25 protein-coding genes are annotated in these 24518 nt (G+C 71.6%); 17 read left to right on the forward strand and 8 right to left on the reverse strand.

Features of this window, described 5'->3' with window-relative positions; translation table 11 throughout:
- Positions 1 to 67 precede the first annotated feature (67 nt).
- Complete coding sequence (gene glmS / locus OHT57_RS30370) at positions 68 to 1915, forward strand: glutamine--fructose-6-phosphate transaminase (isomerizing) (protein ID WP_328749725.1); 1848 nt, start codon at positions 68 to 70, stop codon at positions 1913 to 1915.
- Here the strand turns inward: glmS and OHT57_RS30375 are convergent.
- The 4 genes from OHT57_RS30375 to OHT57_RS30390 form a co-directional block, all read right to left on the reverse strand.
- Positions 1902 to 3680, reverse strand: coding sequence for a M16 family metallopeptidase (locus OHT57_RS30375; RefSeq protein ID WP_328749726.1), 1779 nt, complete (start codon positions 3678 to 3680; stop codon positions 1902 to 1904). The two genes, glmS and OHT57_RS30375, sit on opposite strands and share 14 nt — an antisense overlap.
- Before the next feature lie 17 nt (positions 3681 to 3697).
- A complete protein-coding gene (locus OHT57_RS30380; protein ID WP_328749727.1) occupies positions 3698 to 4657 on the reverse strand; it encodes a hypothetical protein in 960 nt (319 codons plus the stop codon).
- Positions 4658 to 4723: 66 nt separating this feature from the next.
- Positions 4724 to 4912 carry a DUF397 domain-containing protein gene (locus OHT57_RS30385; RefSeq protein WP_328749728.1) on the reverse strand — a complete coding sequence of 63 codons (189 nt, stop codon included), beginning with the start codon at positions 4910 to 4912 and terminating at the stop codon, positions 4724 to 4726.
- Positions 4913 to 4920: 8 nt separating this feature from the next.
- On the reverse strand, positions 4921 to 5757 hold the full coding sequence (locus tag OHT57_RS30390; RefSeq protein WP_328749729.1) for a helix-turn-helix domain-containing protein: 837 nt from the start codon (positions 5755 to 5757) through the stop codon (positions 4921 to 4923).
- 174 nt (positions 5758 to 5931) lie between these two features.
- Between OHT57_RS30390 and OHT57_RS30395 the strand changes: the two genes are divergently transcribed.
- Positions 5932 to 6339, forward strand: coding sequence for an ATP-binding protein (locus tag OHT57_RS30395; protein ID WP_328749730.1), 408 nt, complete (start codon positions 5932 to 5934; stop codon positions 6337 to 6339).
- A gap of 9 nt (positions 6340 to 6348) precedes the next feature.
- Here OHT57_RS30395 and OHT57_RS30400 read toward each other — a convergent pair whose 3' ends face one another.
- Positions 6349 to 6972: a histidine phosphatase family protein gene (locus tag OHT57_RS30400; protein ID WP_328749731.1), complete on the reverse strand. Its 624-nt coding sequence runs from the start codon at positions 6970 to 6972 to the stop codon at positions 6349 to 6351.
- Positions 6973 to 7068: 96 nt separating this feature from the next.
- Here OHT57_RS30400 and OHT57_RS30405 point away from each other — a divergent pair, with 96 nt between their 5' ends.
- Positions 7069 to 8001: a hypothetical protein gene (locus tag OHT57_RS30405; RefSeq protein WP_328749732.1), complete on the forward strand. Its 933-nt coding sequence runs from the start codon at positions 7069 to 7071 to the stop codon at positions 7999 to 8001.
- Positions 8002 to 8037: 36 nt separating this feature from the next.
- Complete coding sequence (locus tag OHT57_RS30410) at positions 8038 to 8409, forward strand: holo-ACP synthase (protein ID WP_328749733.1); 372 nt, start codon at positions 8038 to 8040, stop codon at positions 8407 to 8409.
- A gap of 23 nt (positions 8410 to 8432) precedes the next feature.
- On the opposite strand, the gene OHT57_RS30415 is transcribed toward OHT57_RS30410, so the two are convergent.
- On the reverse strand, positions 8433 to 9050 hold the full coding sequence (locus OHT57_RS30415; protein ID WP_328749734.1) for a TOPRIM nucleotidyl transferase/hydrolase domain-containing protein: 618 nt from the start codon (positions 9048 to 9050) through the stop codon (positions 8433 to 8435).
- Between the two features lie 112 nt (positions 9051 to 9162).
- On the opposite strand from OHT57_RS30415, the gene OHT57_RS30420 reads away from it, so the two are divergent.
- The 6 genes from OHT57_RS30420 (at position 9163) to OHT57_RS30445 (ending at position 14853) form a co-directional block, all read left to right on the forward strand.
- Positions 9163 to 10602, forward strand: coding sequence for an NAD(P)H-hydrate dehydratase (locus OHT57_RS30420; protein WP_328749735.1), 1440 nt, complete (start codon positions 9163 to 9165; stop codon positions 10600 to 10602).
- A 78-nt stretch (positions 10603 to 10680) separates the two neighbouring features.
- Positions 10681 to 11394, forward strand: coding sequence for a M23 family metallopeptidase (locus tag OHT57_RS30425; protein ID WP_328749736.1), 714 nt, complete (start codon positions 10681 to 10683; stop codon positions 11392 to 11394).
- A gap of 74 nt (positions 11395 to 11468) precedes the next feature.
- Positions 11469 to 12638: an alanine racemase gene (gene alr / locus OHT57_RS30430; RefSeq protein ID WP_328749737.1), complete on the forward strand. Its 1170-nt coding sequence runs from the start codon at positions 11469 to 11471 to the stop codon at positions 12636 to 12638.
- 165 nt (positions 12639 to 12803) lie between these two features.
- Positions 12804 to 14051, forward strand: a complete 1248-nt coding sequence (locus OHT57_RS30435) for an alpha/beta fold hydrolase (RefSeq protein ID WP_328749739.1) — start codon at positions 12804 to 12806, stop codon at positions 14049 to 14051.
- A complete protein-coding gene (tsaE, locus tag OHT57_RS30440; protein WP_328749741.1) occupies positions 14023 to 14529 on the forward strand; it encodes a tRNA (adenosine(37)-N6)-threonylcarbamoyltransferase complex ATPase subunit type 1 TsaE in 507 nt (168 codons plus the stop codon). The genes OHT57_RS30435 and tsaE overlap by 29 nt, the downstream gene beginning before the upstream one ends.
- A gap of 141 nt (positions 14530 to 14670) precedes the next feature.
- Positions 14671 to 14853 carry a hypothetical protein gene (locus OHT57_RS30445; RefSeq protein WP_328749742.1) on the forward strand — a complete coding sequence of 61 codons (183 nt, stop codon included), beginning with the start codon at positions 14671 to 14673 and terminating at the stop codon, positions 14851 to 14853.
- Between the two features lie 43 nt (positions 14854 to 14896).
- Here the strand turns inward: OHT57_RS30445 and OHT57_RS30450 are convergent, their stop codons facing one another.
- Positions 14897 to 15439, reverse strand: coding sequence for a hypothetical protein (locus OHT57_RS30450; protein ID WP_328749743.1), 543 nt, complete (start codon positions 15437 to 15439; stop codon positions 14897 to 14899).
- Positions 15440 to 15614: 175 nt separating this feature from the next.
- On the opposite strand from OHT57_RS30450, the gene tsaB reads away from it, so the two are divergent.
- From tsaB to OHT57_RS30470, 4 genes are read left to right on the forward strand one after another with little or no spacing between them, the layout of a single operon-like run.
- A complete protein-coding gene (gene tsaB, locus OHT57_RS30455) occupies positions 15615 to 16271 on the forward strand; it encodes a tRNA (adenosine(37)-N6)-threonylcarbamoyltransferase complex dimerization subunit type 1 TsaB (RefSeq protein WP_328749744.1) in 657 nt (218 codons plus the stop codon).
- On the forward strand, positions 16268 to 16846 hold the full coding sequence (locus OHT57_RS30460; protein ID WP_328749745.1) for a GNAT family N-acetyltransferase: 579 nt from the start codon (positions 16268 to 16270) through the stop codon (positions 16844 to 16846). The genes tsaB and OHT57_RS30460 overlap by 4 nt, the downstream gene beginning before the upstream one ends.
- Positions 16839 to 17924 (forward strand): tRNA (adenosine(37)-N6)-threonylcarbamoyltransferase complex transferase subunit TsaD, encoded by a 1086-nt coding sequence (gene tsaD, locus OHT57_RS30465; protein WP_328749746.1) that lies wholly within the window; start codon positions 16839 to 16841, stop codon positions 17922 to 17924. The genes OHT57_RS30460 and tsaD overlap by 8 nt, the downstream gene beginning before the upstream one ends.
- A complete protein-coding gene (locus OHT57_RS30470; protein WP_328749747.1) occupies positions 17921 to 18172 on the forward strand; it encodes a hypothetical protein in 252 nt (83 codons plus the stop codon). Before tsaD ends, OHT57_RS30470 begins: the two co-directional genes overlap by 4 nt.
- A gap of 9 nt (positions 18173 to 18181) precedes the next feature.
- Here OHT57_RS30470 and OHT57_RS30475 read toward each other — a convergent pair whose 3' ends face one another.
- Positions 18182 to 20488 (reverse strand): glycoside hydrolase family 3 N-terminal domain-containing protein, encoded by a 2307-nt coding sequence (locus OHT57_RS30475; protein WP_328749748.1) that lies wholly within the window; start codon positions 20486 to 20488, stop codon positions 18182 to 18184.
- Between the two features lie 131 nt (positions 20489 to 20619).
- Here OHT57_RS30475 and OHT57_RS30480 point away from each other — a divergent pair, with 131 nt between their 5' ends.
- The 3 genes from OHT57_RS30480 (at position 20620) to OHT57_RS30490 (ending at position 24490) form a co-directional block, all read left to right on the forward strand.
- Positions 20620 to 21684 (forward strand): LacI family DNA-binding transcriptional regulator, encoded by a 1065-nt coding sequence (locus OHT57_RS30480; protein ID WP_328749751.1) that lies wholly within the window; start codon positions 20620 to 20622, stop codon positions 21682 to 21684.
- 310 nt (positions 21685 to 21994) lie between these two features.
- Positions 21995 to 23344, forward strand: a complete 1350-nt coding sequence (locus OHT57_RS30485) for an endo-1,4-beta-xylanase (RefSeq protein ID WP_328749752.1) — start codon at positions 21995 to 21997, stop codon at positions 23342 to 23344.
- Positions 23345 to 23491: 147 nt separating this feature from the next.
- Positions 23492 to 24490 (forward strand): LCP family protein, encoded by a 999-nt coding sequence (locus OHT57_RS30490; RefSeq protein WP_328753367.1) that lies wholly within the window; start codon positions 23492 to 23494, stop codon positions 24488 to 24490.
- Positions 24491 to 24518: the final 28 nt, after the last annotated feature.

Here is a 24518-nt window from a genome sequence, read left to right on the forward strand (position 1 = left end):
CCGCAATATCCGGAATCGGGCACGAAGTGCCGTGTTCCGGCGGCCCTCGACCCCTAGGCTGCCGCGCATGTGCGGAATCGTGGGATACGTGGGGTCGCAGTCGGCGCTCGATGTCGTGATGGCCGGGCTGAAGCGGCTGGAGTACCGGGGGTACGACTCGGCGGGTGTCGCCGTGCTCGCCGACGGCGGGCTGGCGGCGGCCAAGAAGGCCGGGAGGCTGGTCAATCTGGAGAAGGAGCTGGTGGACCGGCCGCTGCCGGCGGGGCCCACCGGGATCGGGCACACCCGCTGGGCCACGCACGGCGGACCGACGGACGCCAACGCGCATCCGCATCTGGACAACGCCGGCCGGGTGTCGGTCGTCCACAACGGGATCATCGAGAACTTCGCGGCTCTGCGGGCCGAGCTGGAGGAGCGGGGGCACTCGCTCGTCTCCGAGACCGACACCGAGGTCGTCGCGCATCTGCTCGCCGAGGAGTTCTCGGTGACCGCCGACCTCGCGGACGCGATGCGGCTGGTGTGCCGGCGGCTGGAGGGGGCGTTCACGCTGGTCGCCGTGCACGCGGACGCGCCGGACGTCGTGGTCGGCGCCCGGCGGAACTCGCCGCTCGTGGTGGGGGTGGGGGAGGGGGAGGCATTCCTCGCCTCCGATGTCGCCGCGTTCATCGCGCACACGCGGTCCGCGATCGAGCTGGGCCAGGACCAGGTCGTGGAGCTGCGCAGGGACGGGGTGACCGTCACCGGCTTCGACGGGCTGCCCGCCGACGTCCGCTCGTTCCACGTCGACTGGGACGCCTCCGCCGCCGAGAAGGGCGGCTACGACTACTTCATGCTCAAGGAGATCGCCGAGCAGCCGAAGGCGGTCGCCGACACCCTCCTGGGCCGTATCGACGCGGCCGGTTCGCTCACGCTGGACGAGGTGCGGATCAGCGACGCCGAGCTGCGGGAGGTGGACAAGGTCGTCATCGTCGCCTGCGGTACGGCCTTCCACGCGGGGCTCATCGCGAAGTACGCCATCGAGCACTGGACCCGTATCCCCTGCGAGGTGGAGCTGGCGAGCGAGTTCCGCTACCGGGACCCGATCCTCGGACCGCGCTCCCTCGTGATCGCCATCTCGCAGTCCGGGGAGACCATGGACACCCTCATGGCGCTACGGCACGCCCGTGAGCAGGGTTCCAAGGTGCTGGCGATCTGCAACACCAACGGGTCGACGATCCCCCGGGAGTCCGACGCGGTGCTGTACACGCACGCCGGGCCCGAGGTCGCCGTGGCGTCGACGAAGGCGTTCCTGACGCAGCTCGTGGCGTGCTACCTGGTGGCGCTGTACCTGGGGCAGGTGCGCGGGACCAAGTGGGGCGACGAGATCTCCGCCGTCATCCGCGACCTCTCACGGATCTCCTGCGAGGTCGAACGGGTGCTGGAGACCATGGAGCCGGTGCGGGAGCTGGCGCGGTCGCTGGCCGACAAGAACACCGTGCTGTTCCTCGGGCGGCACGTCGGGTATCCGGTGGCGCTGGAGGGCGCGCTGAAGCTGAAGGAACTCGCCTACATGCACGCCGAGGGCTTCGCGGCGGGGGAGTTGAAGCACGGGCCGATCGCGCTGATCGAGGAGGATCTTCCGGTCGTGGTGGTGGTGCCGTCGCCCCGGGGGCGGTCGGTGATCCACGACAAGATCGTGTCCAACATCCAGGAGATCCGGGCCCGGGGCGCGCGCACGATCGTGATCGCGGAGGAGGGGGACGAGGCGGTGGTGCCGTACGCCGATCACCTGATCCGGATCCCCGCGACCCCGACGCTGCTTCAACCGCTGGTGGCCACGGTGCCGTTGCAGGTGTTCGCGTGCGAGCTGGCGACCGCCCGGGGCAACGAGGTGGACCAGCCCCGGAACCTCGCGAAGTCGGTCACTGTGGAGTAGTCGGCTGCCCGGTCCGGTACAGGTTGCGGGCGGCGCGGATCAGCAGGAACTCCAGCGCGAACCCGGCGATCGCGGCGAGTCTTATCGAGGGTGATTCCTGTATCCCGTTGACGACAAGAGCGATCATGAGTGGGGGAAACAGCGTGGCCAGCGTGGTCACGAGGACGAAGTGGCCCGTCACGCGCCCGATCGCTCTCTGGCCTTCCGTCTGCTTGGACTCGTCCGCCGGGGTCCGTGCGGCGGGAGCCTGCCTGTCGCGCGGCTGAGGTATCTCCGCCGCCGGGCGGGCCGGCAGGGGGACGACCGCGGCGGCGGGAACAGCCTTGTCCAGTACGGCGATCCGCTCGGCCGTGACCTCCCCGAACAGGGTCGGCTCCACGGCCACCTGGAAGCCGTCGAGGCCGGTGAGGCGCCGGGCTCCGTCGGGGCGGGTGGTCATCGCGGCGCAGGCGTCGTACCGCACGGTGACCAGGCCGCCCGGCGTCGACAGCGTCACCCCCGCCTCCCCGATGATCAGCGTGACGTCGTCGTCCTCCAGGGACGGGTGCAGGGTGCCGGACACCCCGGACGGCGAGAAGCGGGGAGCGGGGGTGAGCCCCGCCCAGTCGGCGCCCCGGGTCGGCACCTGCAGCAGCCCGCCGTCCCATGCCTCCCGGGCGACCTCGCGCAGGTCGTCGACGCCGACCGCCCCGAGTTCGTCGCGGTGCTGCTCGGGAGTCAGGATCCGGTGGCCGGTCAGCAGACTGAGCGCGTACGACGGCAGCAGGGCCGCGCCGAGATCGGGGACGTCGTAGCGCTTGAGCAACTTCCCGCGCGCGGAGTCCAGTTCGGCCTGCTCGATGCGGCCCGCGCGCAGTCGGGCGAAGGTGTCGACGAAAGCGCCGACCGCCGCGTCCTGCTTCTGCGGCAGCGCGTCGGCGTACGCGGTGAGGGTGGCGGAGTCGGCGTCGCGCGGGGAGTAGTCGGCCTCCGCCGAGTACGAGTACCCGCCCTTCTGACGCAGGTCCTGGAAGAGCGCACGGCCCAGGACCTCGGCGAACACGGCGGCGGCGGTGGAGCGGCGCAGGACGGACGTGAAGACGAGGTGGCCGTCGTCGCCGCGGAGGTAGGCGGGCGTGACGGGCAGCGCGCTGGTCGCGGCCGGGGTGGGGAGGCGGCGGCCGGCGGGCAGGGTGAGGTCCAGGCCGTCCGGTACCCGGTCGCCGGTGAGCCACAGGACCGCGTTGTCGCGGGTGAACCGGGTCTTCGCCCACTGGCGCACCTGGTCGGCCGTCAGGCTCCAGGTGCCGAGTTCGTCGTAGCTGGACAGTCCGTGGCCCTGGGCGCCGTAACGCCAGAGCGGCATCGGGGACAGGGGGCCTTTCCCGCGGCTGCCCGCCTCCGTGCGCAGGATCTCCCTCTCCGTCTCCAGACGGTCCATCGGGAGGTTGCCCAGCGCCGCGCAGACGCTGTTGAGATACGTGACGACCTCGTCCTCGCCGCCGGTGACGTGGAAGAGGGTGTAGGTGTCCGCCGTGGCGCCGTTGTAGTGCAGGTCGGACAGGCCCAGGCGGTGCAGGGCGAGGTGCTCGACGAGGTGGGTGAGGCCGGCCGTGGGCAGGGTCTCGTCGACGTGGCCCACCCGGAAGAAGAGCCCGGCGGTGATCTCGCCGGGGCGCGGTGCGAAGAGGGTGGGGATGCCGTGGACGGTGGTGTGGCTGACCAGGCTGTCGAGGACGTCGAGGGAGTCGAGGTCCGGGGCGGGCGGGTGCTCGTGTGTGGTCATGTCGGGTGTCGCCTCCCTCAGAGCATCGCCGACGCGGCGGTGCGGTACTCCGTGAACCGGCTCTTCCAGTCGGGCAGGTACCGCCAGAAGGACTCGGAGGCCGTGTCGCCCAGGGCGGCGAAGTGCGGGGCGGCGTCGGTGAGATGACCGCCGAGGGAGAAGGCCAGGGCGAAGGTGCTGTGGTCGCCGGTCCAGTGCCAGTCGCGGGGGTGGTCGGGGTGCAGGACGGACGCTCGGGCGGCGCGGTGCAGTTCGTCGCGCACCGATATGTTCCGCAGGTACTCCGTGGCCTGGGCGCCTTCCAGATCGATGAAGTGCTCGATGTGGGCCTCGGCGACCAGGACACCGGCGTGCGATCCGTCCGGCGCGGCACTCGCGCACTCCCCGGCGAAGGCGTGCGCCACCTCCCATGAACCGCCCCACTTGGGGCACAGCTGCTGCAGCAACCGGGACTGCGCTTCGACGTGGTGCGGGTGGTGCTCCGCCAGCCGGTCGTAGCGCCGCCGCGCCTCGGACTGCCCGAGGCTCAGCCCACGGGCGGTCGCCAGCCGTGCGGTCCACGCCGGGACGTACGCCGGATGCTCCGCGCACACCTCGATCAGCAGCCGTTCCGCCTTGTGCAGCCAGTCCTGGAACAACTCGGCTTGGTCCCACGGGACGTCCTTGGCGAGGCCACGGCCGCGGGCCCGCCAGCCGAGGTGGATGTACCGCTCGGCGAGGAGGGTGCGGGGGAGAGGGTCGGCGGGCTCTGCCTTCGCGGCCTTCTCCAGGAACCACTCGGTCCGCTCGACTCCGGCGAGGAGCGTTGCCGCGAAGGAGGCGTCCTCGGCCTCGGCGGAGGGGATCTTTTCGAAGAACGCCCGCGTGGCCACCCAGTCCCCGTCCCACGCGGCGTCACGCAACGGGGCGAGCCCGGGCACCGCGTCGAACGGGTCGATCACCAGCGGTCTGTCCCCGCCGACAGTACTTTCGCCCATACGACGGTCCCCCTGGCCTTGTCGATACGCGGTGCTGCGCAGGCTAGCAGGAGGGGTTACGCGGGGTTACTTAGTTTGGGGGGTGCTCTTGAGGGCGTTGAGGAAGGTGGTGAAGGGGGCGGGGGGGAAGGTGAGGGTGGCGGTGGTGGGGGTCTTGGAGTCGCGGACGGCTATGTGGGTGGGGGAGTTGGCTATCTCGACGCATTCGTTGCCGTCGCCGCCGCCGGAGTAGGACGACTTTCGCCAGTTGTCCATGGGGTCCCTCACAACTCTTCTGCCAGCCGGTGGATGAAGTCACGGGTCTGGTCCGGTTCGAGTGATACGGCCTCCACCATATGGAAGCGCGTTCGATAACTGCGGAGCTGGGCCTCGGCGTCGACAAAGATTGAGCCATGGGGCGTGTCCCGTACCACCGTGTCCAGCTTGGGCAGAGGGCCACCCACGTACGTCATCGTGCTTGAGGCTCTGGCGAAGCCGTCCAGGTCGAAGGGGATGGCACGCAAGGTGATGTGGTCCGCCTCGGACAGCTCAAGGAGCCGGGCGAGTTGGGCCTTTGAGGCGGTGCGGTCGCTGACTCTGATCCGAAGCGCGGCCTCATGGATCACCGCTTTGTACGGGATGCTGATCTGCTGGCGTGCCTTCCTGTGCTGGATGCGCAACTCCATCTCGTCATGGGTGAGTTCGGGCAATCTGTCCGAGAAGACTGCACGGGCGTAGTCCTCCGTCTGCAGCAGGCCCGGCACGTACAGGACAGCAGCGTGGTGCTGGAACCGAGCATGGTGTTCCAGCTCGGACAGGTCCAGGAAAGACGTGGGCAACAGGCCCCGGTACTTCTCCCACCAGCCACGGGTCCGGTCGGTGGCCATCGTGGCCAACGCTTCGATGAACTCCTTGTCCGTGCAGGCGTAGTGGGACGCGAGGCGACGTAGACGTTCCTCGCTCACGCCTGCGAGCCCGGATTCGATGTGGCTCATCTGGGCGCGATTCGCCCCGAGCAGCGCTGCGGCCTCGATGGCGGTGAGTCCTGCCGCCTCGCGGAGTCTGCGCAGTTCGGTCCCCAGCCGCACCTGGCGTGCGGTGGGTTCGCGCCTCAGGACCATGGGGTGCTCCTCGTTCGGGGGCGGATCACGCGATCCACTTGCTTCGGTCCACATGTTAGCCCTACCGTCGGTGACGTAACGCTTACTCTGCGGAAGTGCACCGCTTCGTCCTGCCGTGACGACTGCGGCATCGCCACCGCACTCAACCCCCCACCCCTGAACCGGAGTTCACCCATGCCCGAAAACGAACCCTGGGAGTACACCCTGTACATCCCCAACGACCTCCGAGCCGTCACCGTCGCCCGCCGCACCCTCCGGCTGATCCTCACCATGCACGGCCTGATCCGCCTGACGGACACCGCGGAGCTGCTCGCGGCGGAGCTGGTCTCGAACGCCGTACGCCATACGAAGGGGCCGGCCGCGCTGCGGGTGCGGTGGTCGGCGGGCGTGCTGCGGATCGGGGCGTGGGACGCGGACCCGGAACCACCGGAACCGCCGGGGGAGTTGGGCCTTCTCGGGGAGGCGGAGGAGGGGAGGGGGCTGGCGTTGGTGAAGGCCTGCGCGGACCTGTGGGGGTGGCAGCCGTTGGCCAGACACGGCAACCGGGGGAAGTACGTGTGGTGCGAGCTGGCGGCGGCCTGACCGGGGCGTTCAGATGTGCAGGTCGGGAGGGAAGCCGGTCCAGCGCAGTTCGGCGGGCAGGTGCCGCATGTCGTTGGAGACGAGGACGGAGGCGGGGCGCCCGGGTGCGTACCGGATGACGGTGAGTGCCGCGTTGCCGTGGTTGAGGCCGAGCCAGCGCCACTTCGGCGCGTACATGGCGTCCCGGACGAGCCAGGCGACGAGGAAGTTGTGGGTGATGACCAGGTCGTGCCGGTCCTCCTCGCCGTCCACCGGTCCGGTGAAGAGGTCGAGTGCCCGGTGGGCCAGCGTGGCGCCCTGCTCCCGCTCGTCGTCGGTGGTGTCGGCGAGGAAGCGGAGGTAGAAGTCCGCTGATTCTGGCGGGAGTTCGTCCCCCTGGGGCATGTAGGGCACGTAATCGCCCGCGACTTCCGAGACGAGCAGGGGGATGTTCTTCAGTTGGTCGTGGATCAGGCGGGCCGTCTGTGCTGCCCGCGGTAGCGGACCATGGTGAACGCCCGTGAAGGGGACGTCCTGAAGCCGTCGGCCGAGCAGTGTGGCCTGCTGTCGGCCGGCCTGGGTCAACCCGCTCTCGTCCGGCAATGCCTCACCGTGCCGGGCGAGATAGAGGTAACGGGTGGCCGTGCCGGTCATCTGAGGCTCCCTTGCTCGACGAATACGCCGCTCGAAAGGGTGAACGTACTCCGTATTTCCGGATCGTCCTTTCGGTGATCGACTTACGTTGCGCTCATGGTCACATCAGCTCACGAGGGCATGCACCGGATCTTTCAGGAGCGGCCCGAGATTCTGGGGTCCGTGTTCGAGGCGCTGGGTGTCCCGTTGTCCGAGAAGGCCACCGTGGATGCCGTCACCACCGATGTGACGGAGACCCGGCCGCTGGAGCGGCGTGTGGACACCGTGTTGCGCATCGGCCCGTCCGACGGTGAGGACTTTCTGCTCGCCATCGAGGCGCAGTCGGGCAAGGTCGCGGGAAAGGAGGCGAGTTGGGCGTACTACGTGGCCTACCTCCAGGCGAAGTTCCGGCTGCCCGTGTTGCTGCTCGTGGTGTGTCAGGACGGGCCCACGGCCAAGTGGGCAGCCGGTCCCTTCGACTGCGGCACACGCGGCTGGACGGCTCTGCGGGTGTATCCGCTGGTCGCCGGGCCGGACAACCTGCCGGTGATCAAGGACGCCAGGACCGCGGCGAAGAACCTCGCTCTGGCGGTGCTCTCCGCCCTGGCGCACGCCCGCGATCCCGACTGCGACGCCATACTGGAGGCGATCAGCAGCGCCCTACAGGAAGTCCGGGAAACCGATCCCGACACCGCCGAGTACTTCTTCGACTTCCTGGAAGTCACCCTGGGCAAGACCCCAGCCGGAGAGAAATGGAATCGGATCATGTCGTTCGTCAGCTACTTCCCCGGGCGGGGAACGGTTCGGGAGACGGCCTATCTGGAAGGCAAGTCGGAAGGAAAGGCTGAAGGAAAGGCTGAAGGCAGGGCAGAGGGCGAGGCCAAGGGGATTCTGTCCGTGCTGGAGGTACGCGGTATCCCCGTGCCGGACCGTGTGCGCGAGCGCATCACCACCTGCACCGATCCCGACCGCATGGACGCCTGGCTGGAGCGTTCCCGCACGGTCGAGCGGGCCGAGGACCTGTTCGCCGAGGACCCGGAAGGCGCCTGAGCCAAGAGGCGGTCGGGTGGATCGTAGAGTGCCCGGATGAGCATCATCGGGGTCGGTATCGACGTTGCCGAGATCGAGCGGTTCGCGGCGTCGCTGGAGCGTACGCCGGGGATGGCCCGGCGGTTGTTCCTGGACAGTGAGCTGTTGTTGCCCAGCGGTGAGCGTCGGGGTGTCGCCTCGCTTGCCGCCCGCTTCGCTGCCAAAGAGGCGCTCGCCAAGGCGCTCGGGGCACCCGCCGGCCTCTACTGGACCGACGCCGAGGTGTACGTCGAGGACACTGGGCAGCCTCGGCTGCGGGTGACCGGGACCGTGGCCGCGCGGGCCGCCGTTCTCGGGGTGCGGTCCTGGCATGTGTCGCTCAGTCATGACGCGGGGGTGGCTTCGGCGGTGGTGATCGCGGAGGGGTGAGACGGGGGGCGACGGTCACCGCCTCACAGCCCCGCGAACAGTTCGTCCAGCGGGGCCGGGACCCGGTCGGGGGTCAGGGCCTCGACCAGGAGGTGGCCGTAGCGGATCTTGCGGCCCTTCTTCGTGCCGAGGAAGCGGCGTAGTTGCTGGTGGCGGGGCCGGTCGTGCTGGGCGGGCTGGGAGAGGAAGGTCTGCCAGGGGCGCAGGTCGCCCTCCGTCTCCACGATCTCCTCGACGCGTGCCGTGCCCAGGGCGCGGATGAGTTCGTCCTCCAGGTCCGACACGCACACGAAGACCGCCGAGTCCGCGGCTCCCGCCCGCTCCAGCCCGCGGTCGTAGAAGGGGCGTTCGCGTTCGTCGCACAGGCCCGTCAGGCGCAGGCCCAGGCCGGGTGGGCCGAGGAGGGCGGCGTAGCGGGCGACGCTCATCGCGCCGCCCATCGACACGGCGGCCACTCCTTCCGCGGCCAGGTCGCGGTCCCGGCGTGCGGCCAGCGCCTCGACCGCCGCGAGGTCGCTCGGGCCCTCCAGCAGGACCGCCTTCCGTATCCCCAGGTGCCCGGCCAGATCGCGCGCCGGCTCACCGGAACCGCCGTTCGCCCAGCCGTCGACCGCGTCCCGGAACGCCCCCATGTCTGCCATACAGGGAGTCTGCACCCCGGGCCGACGGCACGGCATCTGATATCCGGCTCGCCGGTGGGTGGGCCGGACCCGTGTTGTTCACCTGCGCCCGTGACGGGGGAGACTCGGAGCCATGCGTACTGCGTACAGCGTGGAGACGGTCAGGGCGGCCGAGCGGGAGCTGATGGCCCGGCTGCCGGAAGGCGCGCTCATGCAGCGGGCGGCGGCCGGACTGGCCGCGGCCTGCGCCGATCTGCTGGGGCGGGTGTACGGCCGTCGGGTCGTACTGCTCGTCGGGAGCGGGGACAACGGCGGGGACGCCCTCTACGCGGGCGCGCGGCTCGCGAGGCGCGGGGCCGGGGTGGCCGCGGTGCTCCTCGCGCCCGAGCGGGCCCACTCCGCGGGGCTGGCCGCGCTGAAGCGGGCCGGAGGGCGGGCCGTGAGGGTCGACGGCGCCGACCGGTTGATCGAACGGGCCGACCTCCTTCTCGACGGGATCGTCGGCATCGGCGGCAAGGGCGGACTGCGGCCCGACGCGGCCCGGCTGGCCGAGGCCGCCGACCGGTCCCGCGCCGCCGTCGTCGCCGTGGATCTGCCGAGCGGGGTCGACGCGGACACCGGGGAGGTGCGCGGGGCCGCGGTGCGGGCCGACCTGACCGTGACGTTCGGGACGCACAAGCCGGGGCTGCTCGTCGATCCCGCGCGGGAGTACGCCGGGTCGGTGCGGCTCGTCGACATCGGGCTGAGGGCCGTCCTCCCCGCCGAGGCTGAGCTGGAAGCTCTCCAACACGCCGACGTACGGCGGCTGTTGCCGGTGCCGACCGGCGAGAGCGACAAGTACCGGCGAGGCGTCGTCGGGATCGCCGCCGGGTCCGCGCGGTACCCGGGCGCAGCCGTGCTCGCCGTGTCCGGGGCGCTGCGCGGCGGCGCCGGGGCCGTGCGGTACGTCGGGCCCGCCGGGGACGCCGTGCTCGCCAGGTTCCCCGAGACCCTCGTCTCCGACCGGGGGCCGAAGCACGCCGGGCGGGTGCAGGCGTGGGTCGTCGGGCCGGGGGCCGGTGACGACGCCGTGTCCGTCGCCGAGGTGCTGGCGTCGGACGTGCCGGTGCTCGTCGACGCGGACGGGCTGCGGCTCGCCGACCGCGACGCCGTACGCGCGCGTACCGCGCCGACCCTCATGACCCCGCACGCCGGAGAGGCCGCCGCGCTCCTCGGGGTGCCGCGCGAGGAGGTCGAGGGGACCCGGCTGGCCTCGGTGCGGGAACTCGCCGGGCGCTACGGCGCGACCGTGCTGCTCAAGGGCTCGACCACGCTGGTCGCCGACGCCGAGGGCGGAGCCGTGCGCGTGAACCCGACCGGGACGGCATGGCTGGCCACCGCCGGCAGCGGTGACGTGCTGTCGGGTCTCGCGGGGTCTCTGCTCGCGTCCGGGCTCGGCGCTCTGGACGCCGGCAGCGTGGCCGCGTATCTGCACGGGCTGGCCGGGCGGTTCGCGGCGGACGGGGCGCCGGTGGGGGCCCACGATGTGGCGGAGGCCGTTCCGGCGGCCTGGCGGGACGTGAGGGACGCGTGAGCGCGAACTAACACCTGATGGGACTAATGCCGGACGGCCGAGTGTGCGGAGCCGAAAGGGCGATGTTTCGCTGGCCGCATGGATGAGCCACATATACACGGCACCACCCGGCGTGAGTTGCTCGGCGGCGCGGCAGTCGTTCTGGGGAGTCCCGTTCTCGGTTTCCACGGTGATCCGCAGGATCCGCCCGACCAGCGGCGCGCACAGGACCAGCCCGACTCGCCCGACCCGCCCGCCCCGTCGGACTCGCAGGATCCGTCGGATCCGTCGGGCGAGGAACCCGGCGGCACTTGCGGCAGCGACTACGACGCCGAATTCGAGGAACTGCTGGCGGCCGCCGAGGACCCCGAGGACGTCGGGGCCGGCGACCGCTCCCTCGCACCCGCCAAGTGGGCCCGCCCCCTGCGCAAGCGGGCCAGGGTGACGATGCGTTACCGGGTGCGCGGGAACTGGCTGGCCGGCTACCACACCGGAGTGGATCTTGCCGTGCCCAAGGGCACGCCGGTGTACGCGGTGGGCACCGGCGTCGTCGTCCTGGCCAGCTGGTCGGGGTCGTACGGCAAAGCCGTGACGATCAAGACGAGTGACTCCCGTTACGTCGTCTACGGCCATCTCTCGCGCATCTCCGTCGCGCGCGGTGCCAAGGTCAAAGCCGGGACGCGGATAGGGAGCAGCGGCAGCACCGGGCGCGCCACCGGCCCGCATCTGCACTTCGAGGTCCGCTCCCGCCGACCGTACGGTTCGGACATCGACCCGGTGAAGTACCTCGCCCGGCACGGTCTCACCCTGTGACGCACACACGCGTGCGCGTCATCGGGGACGTGCTCAGCGGTGCTGTCAGTCGCCTCTGAGACACTGGGGGCGCCATGAACGAGACAGCAACTGCCCCGACCGCACCGCTCCGCGCCCGTGCCGAGATCGACCTGGCCGCGCTGCGGGCCAATGTGCGGGCCCTGCGCGCCCGCGCGTCGGGGGCCGCCCTCATGGCCGTGGTCAAGGCCGACGCGTACGGCCACGGCGCGGTGCCGTGCGCCCGCGCGGCGCTCCAGGCGGGCGCGCAGTGGCTGGGCACCGCCACACCGGAGGAGGCCCTCGCACTGCGCGGCGCCGGACTTCCGGGGCGGATCATGTGCTGGCTGTGGACGCCCGGCGGGCCCTGGCGAGAAGCGGTCGAGGCCGACCTCGACGTGTCCGTCAGCGGGATGTGGGCGCTGCGGGAAGTCACGGAGGCGGCCCGGCAGGCCGGCATCCCCGCGCGCGTGCAGCTCAAGGCGGACACCGGGCTCGGGCGGGGTGGCTGCCAGCCCGGCGAGGACTGGACCGAGCTGGTCGCGCAGTCGCTGCGCGCCGAGGCCGACGGCCTCCTCCGGATCACCGGCCTCTGGTCGCACTTCGCCTGCGCCGACGAGCCCGGGCATCCTTCCGTCGCCGCCCAGCTCGCCCTCTTCCGGGAGATGGTGGGGTACGCCGAGGGCCAGGGCGTGCGCCCCGAGGTGCGGCACATCGCCAACTCGCCCGCCACGCTCACCCTTCCGGAGAGCCACTTCGACCTCGTCCGCACCGGCATCGCGGTCTACGGCATCTCACCCAGCCCCGAGACCGGCGGCCCCGCCGACTTCGGGCTGCGTCCGGTGATGACGCTGTCGGCGTCGATCGCGCTGGTCAAGCGTGTCCCGGGCGGCCATGGCGTCAGTTACGGCCACGGCTATGTCACCCCGGGCGAGACGACCCTCGGCCTGGTGCCCGTCGGCTACGCGGACGGCATCCCGCGGCACGCCTCCGGCGCCGGCCCGGTGCTGGTCGACGGCAAGTGGCGGACGGTGGCCGGGCGGATCGCCATGGACCAGTTCGTCGTGGACCTCGGCGGCGACGAGCCCCCGGCCGGCACCCGGGCCGTGCTCTTCGGTCCCGGCGACCGGGGCGAGCCCACCGCCGAGGACTGGGCGCAGGCCGCGGGCACCATCGCGTACGAAATTGTCACCCGCATCGGAACACGCGTTCCCCGCGTCTATGTGAATGAGGAACTAGCGGGGTAACTGCACAGTGCGTGCGAGAACAACGCGTGCGAGCAGAGCGTGTGCGAGAACAGCGCGTCCGGGAACATCTACCGTCAGTGCCCTCACAAGTGAAACGGGCAGCACTGGCACCATCAGCAGCACTGGCACCATCAGCAGCACCCGACCAGCGAACAGGAGCGGTACGTGAGCGAGAGCAGTGCGGAGGCCGTCGTGGACGCCGCCGCTTCGGTGGCCCTCGCCTCCGCCACGGGGGCGGGCTGGCGGCGGGCGACCGGGTTCGCGGGTGCCGCGATAGGGGTCGTCGCCGCGGGTGCCGCGGCCGGTGTGGCCATCGAGCGGCTCACCGTCGGGCGCGGAATACGGCAGAAGGCGCGACTCGCCCTCGACTCGACCGGGCCGTACGGCGCACTGCGCGGCACACCCGGCAAGGCGCCCGCCGACGACGGCACCGAGCTCTACTACGAGGTCGACGACGTCGACCCGGCGGCCACGCCCGCCCTGTCGCCGCGTCGGCGCCGCCTGTTCGGGCGCAAGGCCCCCGCTCCCGTCACCGTCGTCTTCAGCCACGGCTACTGCCTCAGCCAGGACTCCTGGCACTTCCAGCGCGCGGCCCTGAGAGGCGTCGTACGGACCGTGCACTGGGACCAGCGCAGCCACGGGCGGTCCGCTCGCGGGGTGCGGCAGGTGCAGGACGGGGTGCCGGTCGACATCGAGCAGCTGGGGCGCGACCTGAAGGCCGTCATCGACGCGGCCGTGCCGCAGGGGCCGATCGTCCTCGTGGGGCACTCGATGGGCGGGATGACCGTCATGGCACTGGCCGACCAGTACCCCGAGCTGATCCGCGACCGGGTGGTCGCGGTGGCTCTGATCGGCACGTCGTCGGGAGGGCTCGGCGAGGTCAACTTCGGACTGCCCGTCGCCGGCGTCAACGCCGTACGCCGGGTGCTGCCTGGCGTCCTCAAGGTGCTCGGGCAGCGGGCCGACCTGGTGGAGAAGGGACGGCGGGCCACCGCCGACCTGTTCGCCGGGATCATCAAGCGCTACTCCTTCGCCTCCCGGGACGTCGACCCGGCCGTCGTCCGGTTCGCCGAGCGGATGATCGAGGGCACCCCGATCGACGTGGTCGCCGAGTACTACCCGGCGTTCGACAACCACGACAAGGCCGCCGCCCTCGCCCACTTCGTGGACAAGCCGGTGCTCGTGCTGGCCGGGGTGGGGGACATGGTCACGCCCAGCGAGCACAGCGAGGCGATCGCCTCCCTGCTGCCGGAGGCGGAACTGGTCCTGGTCCCCGACGCCGGACACCTGGTCATGCTGGAACACCCGGAAGTGGTCACCGACCGCCTCGCCGACCTGCTCACCCGCGCGGGTGCGGTGCCCGCAGGGGCTACCGTTGGCGGTTATGGAAGCAGTACCGCGCAACCCGGTTGAGACCGAGCTGACCGTCACCTCCCCCGAGCAGATGCGCGAGCTGGGCCTGAAGCTCGCCGAACTGCTGCGCGCCGGGGACCTCGTGATGCTCAGCGGGGAGCTCGGCGCGGGCAAGACGACGCTGACCCGCGGGCTCGGTGAGGGGCTCGGGGTGCGGGGGGCGGTCACCTCGCCGACCTTCGTGATCGCCCGGGTGCATCCGTCCCTGGGTGACGGGCCGCCGCTCGTCCACGTCGACGCGTACCGCCTGGGCGGCGGGCTCGACGAGATGGAGGACCTCGATCTCGACGTGTCGCTGCCGGAGTCGGTGATCGTCGTGGAGTGGGGCGAGGGCAAGGTCGAGGAGCTGACCGACGACCGGCTCCAGGTGCAGATCCATCGCGCGGTCGGCGACACCACCGACGAGGTGCGGCACGTGACGCTGACGCCGGTCGGTGAGCGGTGGACCGTGGCCGACCTCGGCGTGCTCACGGCCTGAGTGCCGCCCGCGCTTTCCGTGAACGTTCCGACAACGCGTCGGCAAGATATTGCGTTCGGCGTCTTGTGCGTGGTCACATGGTACCCACCTCGTGGTTAGGTCTACCTAACTACGCCCGCCCCCGAACTTCAGGAGGCGTCCATGGCAGCCACCGACAACCGTCCGCAGCCCCAGTCACAGCCGTACGCGATCGTTCGAGGCGTGTCCATGCGCGATCTGCTGGCGTCCTGCGCGGCGGCGGAGGCCGTCTCGACGCCGCCGCGGATGCCCGACCCGGGGACGGGCCGCCGGACCGCCGGGCACGAACGCCCCAAGGCCGCCTGAGCAGTCCTGGGGCCGTTCCGGGGCAGCCCGGGTTCAGGAGGCCCTAGCGGATCACCACGACCTTCGCGCCGATCGTCGCGAAGGCCCACATCGCGTCGCCGTCCTCCCGGGACTCCCGGATGCCGCCCGTGCGCGCGGTGGAGGCATCGGCCGCCGCGTCGTCGAGGGCCGTGCTGAAGCCGATGGCCACGCCGTCGACGCCGGTGAAGCGGACCACGTGCTCGACGGGGGTGCCGTCGGTGCCGGTCACGGCTCCCGACCGGGAGGTGACCGTGTAGACACCGGGGGCGGGGTGGATCCTTCCCGGGGTGACCGGGAAGCTACGGGTGACCAGGCCACCGGGTTCGACGAGCCACACGCGGTCGTCGTCCAGGGAGTACACGACGCGGGCGCCCGTGCCGGAGCTCGGCGGGAGGGCGGTGGGGTGCCGCTTGTCCCGGGGGATCTTGGAGACGGTGGCCGCGGGGACGTCGCCGGTGTGTGCACGGGTGGGCACCGTCGCGGAGGCCTGGTAGGCGAGGAGACCGACCGTCGCCACGGCCGCTGCGGTGAGGGCGGTCACGAAGGCTGCGTTGCTGGGTGCCACCGGCTACCTCTTGAGTGTTTGGTCCTGATTTGTCGTGACGGTAGCAGGTTGTCGACCGGGCACGGCGCCGTCGTGGCTGGTCGCGCCCGTGCGGCCGAGCCGCATATCGGCGGAGCCCAGCGCCCCTTGACGGTCTGCGGCCGCCCCGGCCCCTCAGGAGCCGTAGGCTGTTTGCGTGCTCTTGCTCGCTCTGGATACCGCCACCCCCGCCGTGACCGTCGCCCTGCATGACGGAGGGGACGTCGTCGCCTCCTTCAGCCAGGTGGACGCGCGCAGGCACGGGGAGCTGTTGTTGCCGGCCGTCGACCGGGTGCTCGCGGACGCGGGGGTGAAGCTGGACGCCGTCACCGGGATCGTCGTCGGGGTCGGACCCGGCCCCTACACCGGGTTGCGCGTCGGGCTCATGACCGCCGACACCTTCGGGCTCGCGCTCGGAATCCCCGTGTACGGGATCTGCACCCTGGACGGACTCGCCCACGCCGCCGCCCCCGGCGACGGACCCTTCGTCGTGGCGACCGACGCGCGGCGCAAGGAGGTCTACTGGGCGCGCTACGAGGACTCCCGCACGCGCACCGGGGAACCCGCGGTCGACCGGCCCGCCGACATCGCCGAGCAGGTCAGGGGGCTGCCCGCGGTCGGCGCCGGGGCGCTGCTCTACCCCGACACCTTCCCGGACGCCCGCGAGCCCGAGTACGTCTCGGCCGCCTCGCTCGCCGCCCTCGCCGCCGAACGGCTCGCCGCCGGGGTGGAGCTGCCCGCGCCCCGGCCGCTGTACCTGCGGCGGCCCGACGCGCAGGTGCCCAAGAACTACAAGGTGGTCACCCCCAAGTGACCACACCCGTGAATCCCGTGCTGCGTGAGATGCGCTGGTGGGACATCGATCCCGTCCTGGAGCTGGAGAAGAACCTCTTCCCGGAGGACGCCTGGTCCCGGGGCATGTTCTGGTCCGAGCTCGCGCACTCCCGGGGACCCACGGCGACCCGGCGGTACGTCGTGGCCGAGGCCGGCGAACGGCTCGTCGGGTACGCGGGGCTCGCCCTCGCCGGCACCGCGGCCGACGGCGACACCGGCAATGGCTCCGACGCCGGCCCGGGCGCCGGGGCCGACGTGCAGACGATCGCCGTCGCCCGCGACCACTGGGGCACCGGACTGGGCTCGGTGCTGCTGACCGAGCTGCTGCGGGCCGCGACCGCCTTCGAGTGCGCCGAAGTGATGCTGGAGTGCCGGATCGACAACATCCGCGCCCAGAAGCTCTACGAGCGCTTCGGCTTCGAGGCCATCGGGTTCCGGCGCGGCTACTACCAGCCGGGCAACGTGGACGCCCTGGTCATGCGGCTGACCACAGCATCCGACAGCGGCCTGGCCACAGGACCGACATCCGAACGGGGAACCGAGATCAATGGCTGACGAACCGCTTGTCCTGGGCATCGAGACCTCCTGTGACGAGACCGGCGTCGGCATCGTCCGGGGGACGACCCTGCTGGCCGACGCCATCGCGTCCAGCGTGGACGAGCACGCCCGGTTCGGCGGAGTGGTGCCGGAGGTGGCCAGCCGGGCGCACCTGGAGGCCATGGTCCCCACGATCGAGCGCGCGCTGAAGGAAGCCGGGGTGAGCGCCAGGGACCTCGACGGCATCGCGGTCACCGCGGGCCCGGGGCTCGCCGGCGCCCTGCTCGTCGGGGTCTCCGCCGCGAAGGCGTACGCCTACGCCCTCGGCAAGCCCCTCTACGGCGTCAACCACCTCGCCTCCCACATCTGCGTCGACCAGCTGGAGCACGGGCCACTGCCCGAGCCGACCATGGCGCTGCTCGTCTCCGGCGGGCACTCGTCCCTGCTGCTGTCCTCGGACATCACCTCCGACGTCCGCCCCATGGGCGCCACCATCGACGACGCGGCCGGTGAGGCCTTCGACAAGATCGCCCGTGTGCTGAACCTCGGCTTCCCGGGCGGTCCGGTCATCGACCGGTACGCGCGCGAGGGCGACCCGTCGGCGATCACGTTCCCGCGCGGTCTGACCGGGCCGCGCGACCCGGCGTACGACTTCTCCTTCTCCGGGCTGAAGACGTCGGTCGCCCGCTGGATCGAGGCCCGGCGGGCCGCGGGGGAGGAGGTGCCGGTGCGTGACGTGGCCGCGTCCTTCCAGGAGGCGGTCGTGGACGTGCTGACCCGCAAGGCCGTGCGGGCCTGCAAGGACCAGGGCGTCGACCACCTGATGATCGGCGGCGGCGTCGCCGCCAACTCCCGGCTGCGGGTCCTCGCCAAGGAGCGCTGCGAGGCCGCCGGGATCCGGCTGCGGGTACCGCGTCCCAAGCTGTGCACCGACAACGGCGCGATGGTCGCCGCGCTGGGTGCGGAGATGGTGGCCCGCAACCGCCCCACCTCCAGCTGGGACCTGTCCGCCGACTCCTCCCTCCCGGTGACCGATCCGCACGTCCCGGGCCACGACCACGTCCACGAGGTCAGCAAGGAGAACCTGTACTCGTGACGGTCGCGTTGATGTGGGAGGCCCGGGCGGCCGAGGGACGCGGCGAGGAACTCCTCGCCTGGGCCCGCCGCCAGGAGCTTCCCGTACGACCCCTGCGGCGCGAGACCCTCCGGGCACCGCAGGACCGCGTCCTCGTCCTCACCTGGTGGGACGCGGCCTACGACGCCGAGCTGCCGGAACTCCCCGAGCCGGACGGCGAGTTGGTCGCCCGGGCGGTGCACCGGTGGCGGTTCGAGTCGGTGGAGTGACGGCGGCTCCTACGACACCTCTGTCTCGCAGCGCAGTCGGCGGGTCGGGCCCAACTCCCGTACTGGGCCCGTGAGAAGCAGTCGGGCCGTGTGCCGGGTGTCCGCGCTCGACGTCGCCAGCCGTAGTTCGAGGTCGCCCGGTTCCACGATCCGGCGGCCCTTGCGGTCGGTGAACGCCGACAGTTCGGCGTGGAAGCGGAAGGTGACGCGTCGGGACTCGCCCGGGTCCAGCTCCAGCCGCCGGTAGCCGATCAGGCGGACGTCCGGCCGGGTCACCGAGGCCACCGGGTCGTGCAGATACAGCTGGACGACCTCGGCGCCCGCGCGGTCCCCCGTGTTGCGGACGGTGAGGGCGAGGTCGTAGGAGCCGTCGGTGGTGATCCCCGGCGCCGACCCCTCGAAGTCCTCCCAGGCGAACTCCGTGTACGAGCGCCCGTGTCCGAAGGCGTACAGCGGGGTCGGGTCGAGGTTGCTGACCTCGCCCGCGAGGCCGAGCGGTGGCTGGAGGTAGGTCCAGGGCTGGCCCCCGGGCACCTGCGGGACGCTCACCGGCAGGCGGCCCGAGGGGTTCACCCGGCCCGACAGCACTCCCGCGACCGCCGGCCCGCCCTCCTCGCCGGGGAAGAAGGCCTGTACGACCGCGCCGAGCCGGCCCTGCCAGCGGCCGAGCGCGTAGGGGCGGCCGGTCAGCAGGACCAGCACGACCGGGACGCCGGTGGCGACCAGGGAGTCCAGCAACGCACCCTGTACGCCCGGCAGTTGAAGGTCCGTCACATCGCAGCCCTCGCCCGACGTGCCCCGCCCGAACAGGCCCGCCCGGTCACCGAGCACCGCCACGCAGACGTCCGCCTCGGCCGTCCGGGCCACCGCCTCCTCGAAGCCCCCGGTGTCCGGGTCGTCGACCCCGCAGCCCTCGGTGAACGTCACCTTGGCGTCGGGGAGTTCGGTGCGCAGGGCCTCAAGGACCGTGGGGACCTCGATGCCCATCGGCACGTCGGGGTGGTGGGTCAGGACGTGGGAGGGGAAGGAGTAGCAGCCGAGCATGGCGAGGGCGTCGGCGGCGCGGGGCCCGACGACCGCGATCCGGGTGTCGGGGGCCAGCGGGAGCAGCCCGTCCGGGTTGTCGAGGAGGACCACCGACTCCTCGGCGAGACGGCGGGCCAGGGCGCGGTTCTGCGTCGAGTCGAGGTCGATCCGCTCGGCGGGCTCGGGGTTCCAGTCCTCGTCGAGGAGGCCCAGTTCGCACTTCTGGAGCAGGACCCGGCGGGCCGCCCGGTCGATCAGGGACTCGGGGACCTCCCCTGCCCGGACCGCCTCGATGAGCGGACTGCCGTAGCACCGCACCGTCGGCAGTTCGACGTCCAGGCCCGCCTCCAGCGCCGCGTGGGCAGCGCCCGCCTCGGAGCCGGCGATCCGGTGCTGGGTCTGCAGGAAGCCCACGCCGAAGTAGTCGGCGACGACCGTGCCGGTGAACCCCCAGTCCTCGCGCAGGAGTTCCGTCAGCAGGCCGGGGTCGGCGGAGGCCGGGACGCCGTCCGTGTCGGTGTACGCGGCCATCACCGAGCGGGCCCCGCCCTCGCGCAGGGCGAACTCGAAGGGCGGGAGGGTGATGTCGGCGAACTCCCGGACGCCCGCGCGCACGGGCGCGAGGTTGCGGGCGCCGGCCGAGGAGGCGTACCCGGCGAAGTGCTTGAGCGTGGCGACGATCCCCGCCGACTCCAGGCCCCGGACATACGCGGCGCCGATCGTGCCCACCAGGTACGGGTCCTCGCCGATCGTCTCCTCGACCCGCCCCCAGCGCGGGTCGCGGACGACGTCCAGAACGGGGGCCAGACCCTGGTGGACCCCGACCGCACGCAGGTCGCGGCCGATGGCGCCGGCCATCTCCTCGACCAGATCGGCGTCCCAGCTCGCGCCCCAGGCGAGCGGGACCGGATAGGCGGTGGCCCGCCAGGTGGTGAAGCCGGCCAGGCACTCCTCGTGCGCGAGCGCGGGAATGCCGAAGCGGCCGGCGTCGGCGATACGGCGCTGGGCGCGGGCCAGTGCCTGCGCGCCCAGCGCCGGGTCCACGGGGGCGGTGCCGAAGGGGCGGGTGAGCTGGCCCAGGCCCCGGGTGATCAGCTCGTCCCAGTCGTACGCGGAGGAGCCGGCGGTCATCTCACGTTGCAGAGGGGCGACTCCGTCCCCGTCCGCGCTGGCGCCCACCCACACGCCGTAGAGCTGGGCGGTCTTCTCCTCAAGGGTCATCCGGGAGAGAAGGTCGTCGACGCGGGCGGCGGCGGTCAGGGCGGGGTCACGCCAGGGCGCGGTGGTCATGTAACTCCTGTCGGGCTCGACGTCGGGTCGACGACCTTCGCGAATGTTTCGATATCTAATCCGAATGTTTTGGGAACCTAGGGCCGCAGAGAGGGTTCGTCAAGAGGTCGCGCAGGGATACGATCGCCGCCATGACACCCCCGGAGCCCGCTGAAACCCGGACGACTTCACCTGCGGCAGGACGGTCGGGTCAGACCGCGACCCTTGCCGAGATCGCCCGTGAGGCGGGCGTATCGGCGCCGACAGTTTCGAAGGTTCTCAACGGCAGAGCCGATGTCGCGCCCGCGACCCGCAGCCGCGTCGAGGACCTGCTGCGCGCCCACGGCTACCGGCGCCGGCGCGCCGAGGCGAGCCGTTCGCCCCTGATCGACCTGGTCTTCCACGAGCTGGAGAGCGCGTGGGCGATGGAGGTCATCCGGGGCGTGGAGAACGTGGCGCGCGACGCGGGACTGAGTGTCGTGCTGAGCGAGAGCGCGGGCCGGCTCACCCCCGGGCGCACCTGGGCCGACCAGGTCGCCGCCCGCCGCCCCCACGGCGTGATCCTCGTGCTGTCCGGGCTCGACGAGTCCCAGCGCGCGCTCCTCGGCAGCCGGTCGATCCCGTTCGTGGTGATGGACCCGGCGGGCGATCCGGGCGCCGACGTGCCCTCGATCGGCGCCACCAACTGGCAGGGCGGCCTCGCCGCCACCCGGCACCTCGTCGAGCTGGGGCACGTCAGGATCGGTGCGATCACCGGGCCGTCCCGGATGATGTGCAGCCGCGCCCGCGTCGACGGCTACCGGGCCGCCCTGGAGACCGCCGGGCTGCCCGTCGACCCCGCGCTGATCATGGCCGGCGACTTCCACCACGAGACCGGCTACCGCCAGGGCCTGGAACTCCTGCGCCGCCCGGACCGGCCCACCGCGGTCTTCGCCGGCAACGACCTCCAGGCCCTCGGCCTGTACGAGGCCGCGCGCGAACTGGGGCTGCGCATCCCGGAGGACCTGAGCGTGGTCGGGTTCGACGACCTTCCGTTGGCCCCCTGGGTCGGCCCGCCGCTGACGACCGTACGACAGCCCCTGACCGAGATGGCCGAGGCCGCGGCCAAGCTGGTGCTCGACCTGGGCCGCGACGACGGAAACCAGACGGCGACCCGGGTGGAGCTGGCCACCAGCCTGGTGGTGCGCAGCAGTACGGGGGCTCCTCCGGCGGTTTGACCGGGGTGGGGGTGCGGTAGGCCGCCGGGCGGGGGGTCCTGGTGGCCTGCCGCGGTCGGCGGGTGCGCGGTGCTGCGACCGGGGGTCCGGGCGGTTCCGGTCGTCAGGCGGGTGCGGGTCCGTCGTGGCTGGTCGCGCAGTTCCCCGCGCCCCTGGGTGGCGGTGGGGTCGTGGTGGCGCTTTGCCAGGTTGTGGGTGGGTTGGTGGCGCTGCCGTGTCGGGAGATGGTCTATTGACGGGTGGGGTGCCTGCGCCCACACTCCTCCGAAGCCAATCGGTTGTTCGACCGAAACTTTCGGAGGCGCCCGCAATGAGATCTCTGAGATCCGGCTTACCCCTCGCGGCACTCGTCACCTGCCTCGTCACCCTGCTCACGGCGCCCCCGGCGCACGCGGCCGACCCCCCTCTGCGCGACCTCGCCGCGGCCAAGGGCAAGGTCATCGGTACGGCAGTCACCGGGTCCAAGCTCACCGGCACCTACGGCGACATCGCCGGGGCGCAGTTCAACTCGCTGACCCCCGGCAACGCCATGAAGTGGGGCTCGGTCGAGCCGACCCGGGGCAGCTTCAACTGGGCCGAGGCCGACCAGATCGTGAACTTCGCCGAGGCCCACGGCCAGCAGGTGCGCGGCCACACCCTGGTCTGGCACAGCCAGAACCCCAGCTGGCTGACGAACGGCACCTGGACCGCATCCCAGCTGAGCCAGCTCATGAACGACCACATCGCGCTGGAAGTGGGCCGGTACAAGGGCCGGCTCGCCGCCTGGGACGTGGTCAACGAAGCCTTCAACGAGGACGGCACCTACCGTCCGACCCTCTGGTACAACGGCCTCGGCTCCGGCTACATCGCGCAGGCCCTCACCGCCGCCCGCGCCGCCGACCCGGCCGCCAAGCTGTACATCAACGACTACAACGTCGAGGGCGTCAACGCGAAGAGCACGGCTCTCTACAACCTCGTCAAGTCGCTGAAGGCGCAGGGGGTTCCGATCGACGGGGTCGGCCTCCAGGCCCACCTGATCGTCGGTCAGGTGCCCTCGACGCTCCAGCAGAACATCCAGCGCTTCGCCGACCTCGGCGTCGACGTGGCGGTCACGGAGCTGGACATCCGGATGACGCTGCCCTCCGACAGCACGAAACTGGCCCAGCAGGCCGCCGACTACAAGGCCGTCATGAACGCCTGCGTGGCGGTCACGCGCTGCGCCGGAGTCACCGTATGGGGCTTCACCGACTCCGACTCGTGGATCCCGAGCACCTTCCCGGGACAGGGCGCGGCGACCCCGTACGACGAGAACTACGCGCCGAAACCGGCGTACCACGCGATCGCGGAGGCGCTCGGCGGCAGCGGCGGCGGAGGTGGTCCCTCGACGGACGGCTGCACCGCCGCCTACGCCGTGACCAGCCAGTGGAACACCGGGTTCACGGGACAGGTGACGATCTCCTGCTCCGGCGGCACGCTCTCGTCCTGGAGGGCCGCCTGGACGTTCGGCGCGGGGCAGCAGGTCACCCAGGCCTGGAACGCGACCTGCACCCAGTCCGGCGCGGCGGTCAGCTGCTCGAACGCCTCCTACAACGGGACGGTTCCGGACGGCGGCTCGGTGACGTTCGGATTCAACGGCTCATGGAGTGGGAGCAACCCGCTACCCGCCGTTGAGCTGGGGTGATGACGGCATGAGAAGTCTGAGAATTTCCGAAGTAATCCCGTCTGGAGTTCCTGCCGGTAATAATTCGGACTTACGTTCCTCCCTGTGACTGCGACGGGACAGGAAGAGGGCGGAGACGCCTGCATAAGACCGGCCCGGCGGCCGAAATTGCTGAAGGCCGCCGGCCTCGGTCTGGCGGGCCTCCTGGTGCTCGGCATCGGGACGGCCGGCTGGGTCTACTGGCATCTGAACGCCAACATCAAGAGCGTCGACATCAACAGCGCGCTCGGCGACGACCGCCCCGCGAAGGCGGTCACCACGCCCACCCCGTCCGGTACCGCCTCCGCCACCCCGCTGCCCACCGAAGCCGTGAACATCCTGGTCCTCGGCTCGGACTCGCGCAGCGGCAAGGAGAACCAGGCGCTCGGCGGCGGCAGCAGCACCGGCGCCCGCTCGGACACCGCGATGGTCGTCCACATCGACGCCGGCCGCACCGAGGCCACGGTCGTCAGCATCCCGCGCGACACCCTCGTCACCCGCCCGTCCTGCCCCCTGTCGAGCGGTGGCTCCACGGCGGTGGCATACGGCGCGATGTTCAACAGCGCCTACTCGGTGGGCGGTCCGGTGTGCGCGGTCAAGACCGTCGAGTCGATCACGGACGTCCGCATGGACCACTACATCGAGATCGACTTCTCGGGCTTCGCGAAGCTGGTCAACGCCCTCGGCGGGGTCACCGTGACCACGGACGAGAACATCGACGACGACGACAGCCACCTGCATCTGAAGGCGGGCACCCACCACCTCGACGGCAAGCAGGCCCTCGCGCTCGCCCGCACCCGGCACGGCATAGGCGACGGCAGCGACCTGGGCCGCATCGGCCTCCAGCAGAAGCTGGTGAAGGCCCTGCTGGAGCAGATCTCGTCGACGAACCTCCTGACCAGCCCGGCCAAGCTGTACTCCGTCGCCGACGCGATCACCGGCAGTCTCACCACCGACACCGGCCTCGACTCCCTGACCGAGTTGATGAGCCTCGGCGAGAGCCTGAAGGGCCTGTCGAGCGACCAGGTGAAGACGGTGACCATGCCGGTCGTGACCGCGCCCTCGAACCCCAACCGGGTGGTGGCGAAGGAGCCTGCGGCGAGTGAGTTGTGGGAGTCGCTCCGCTGAAAACCAAACGCGTGTTGCAACCATCGGG

This window comes from Streptomyces sp. NBC_00285 (assembly GCF_036174265.1).
Classification (GTDB): Bacteria; Actinomycetota; Actinomycetes; order Streptomycetales; family Streptomycetaceae; genus Streptomyces.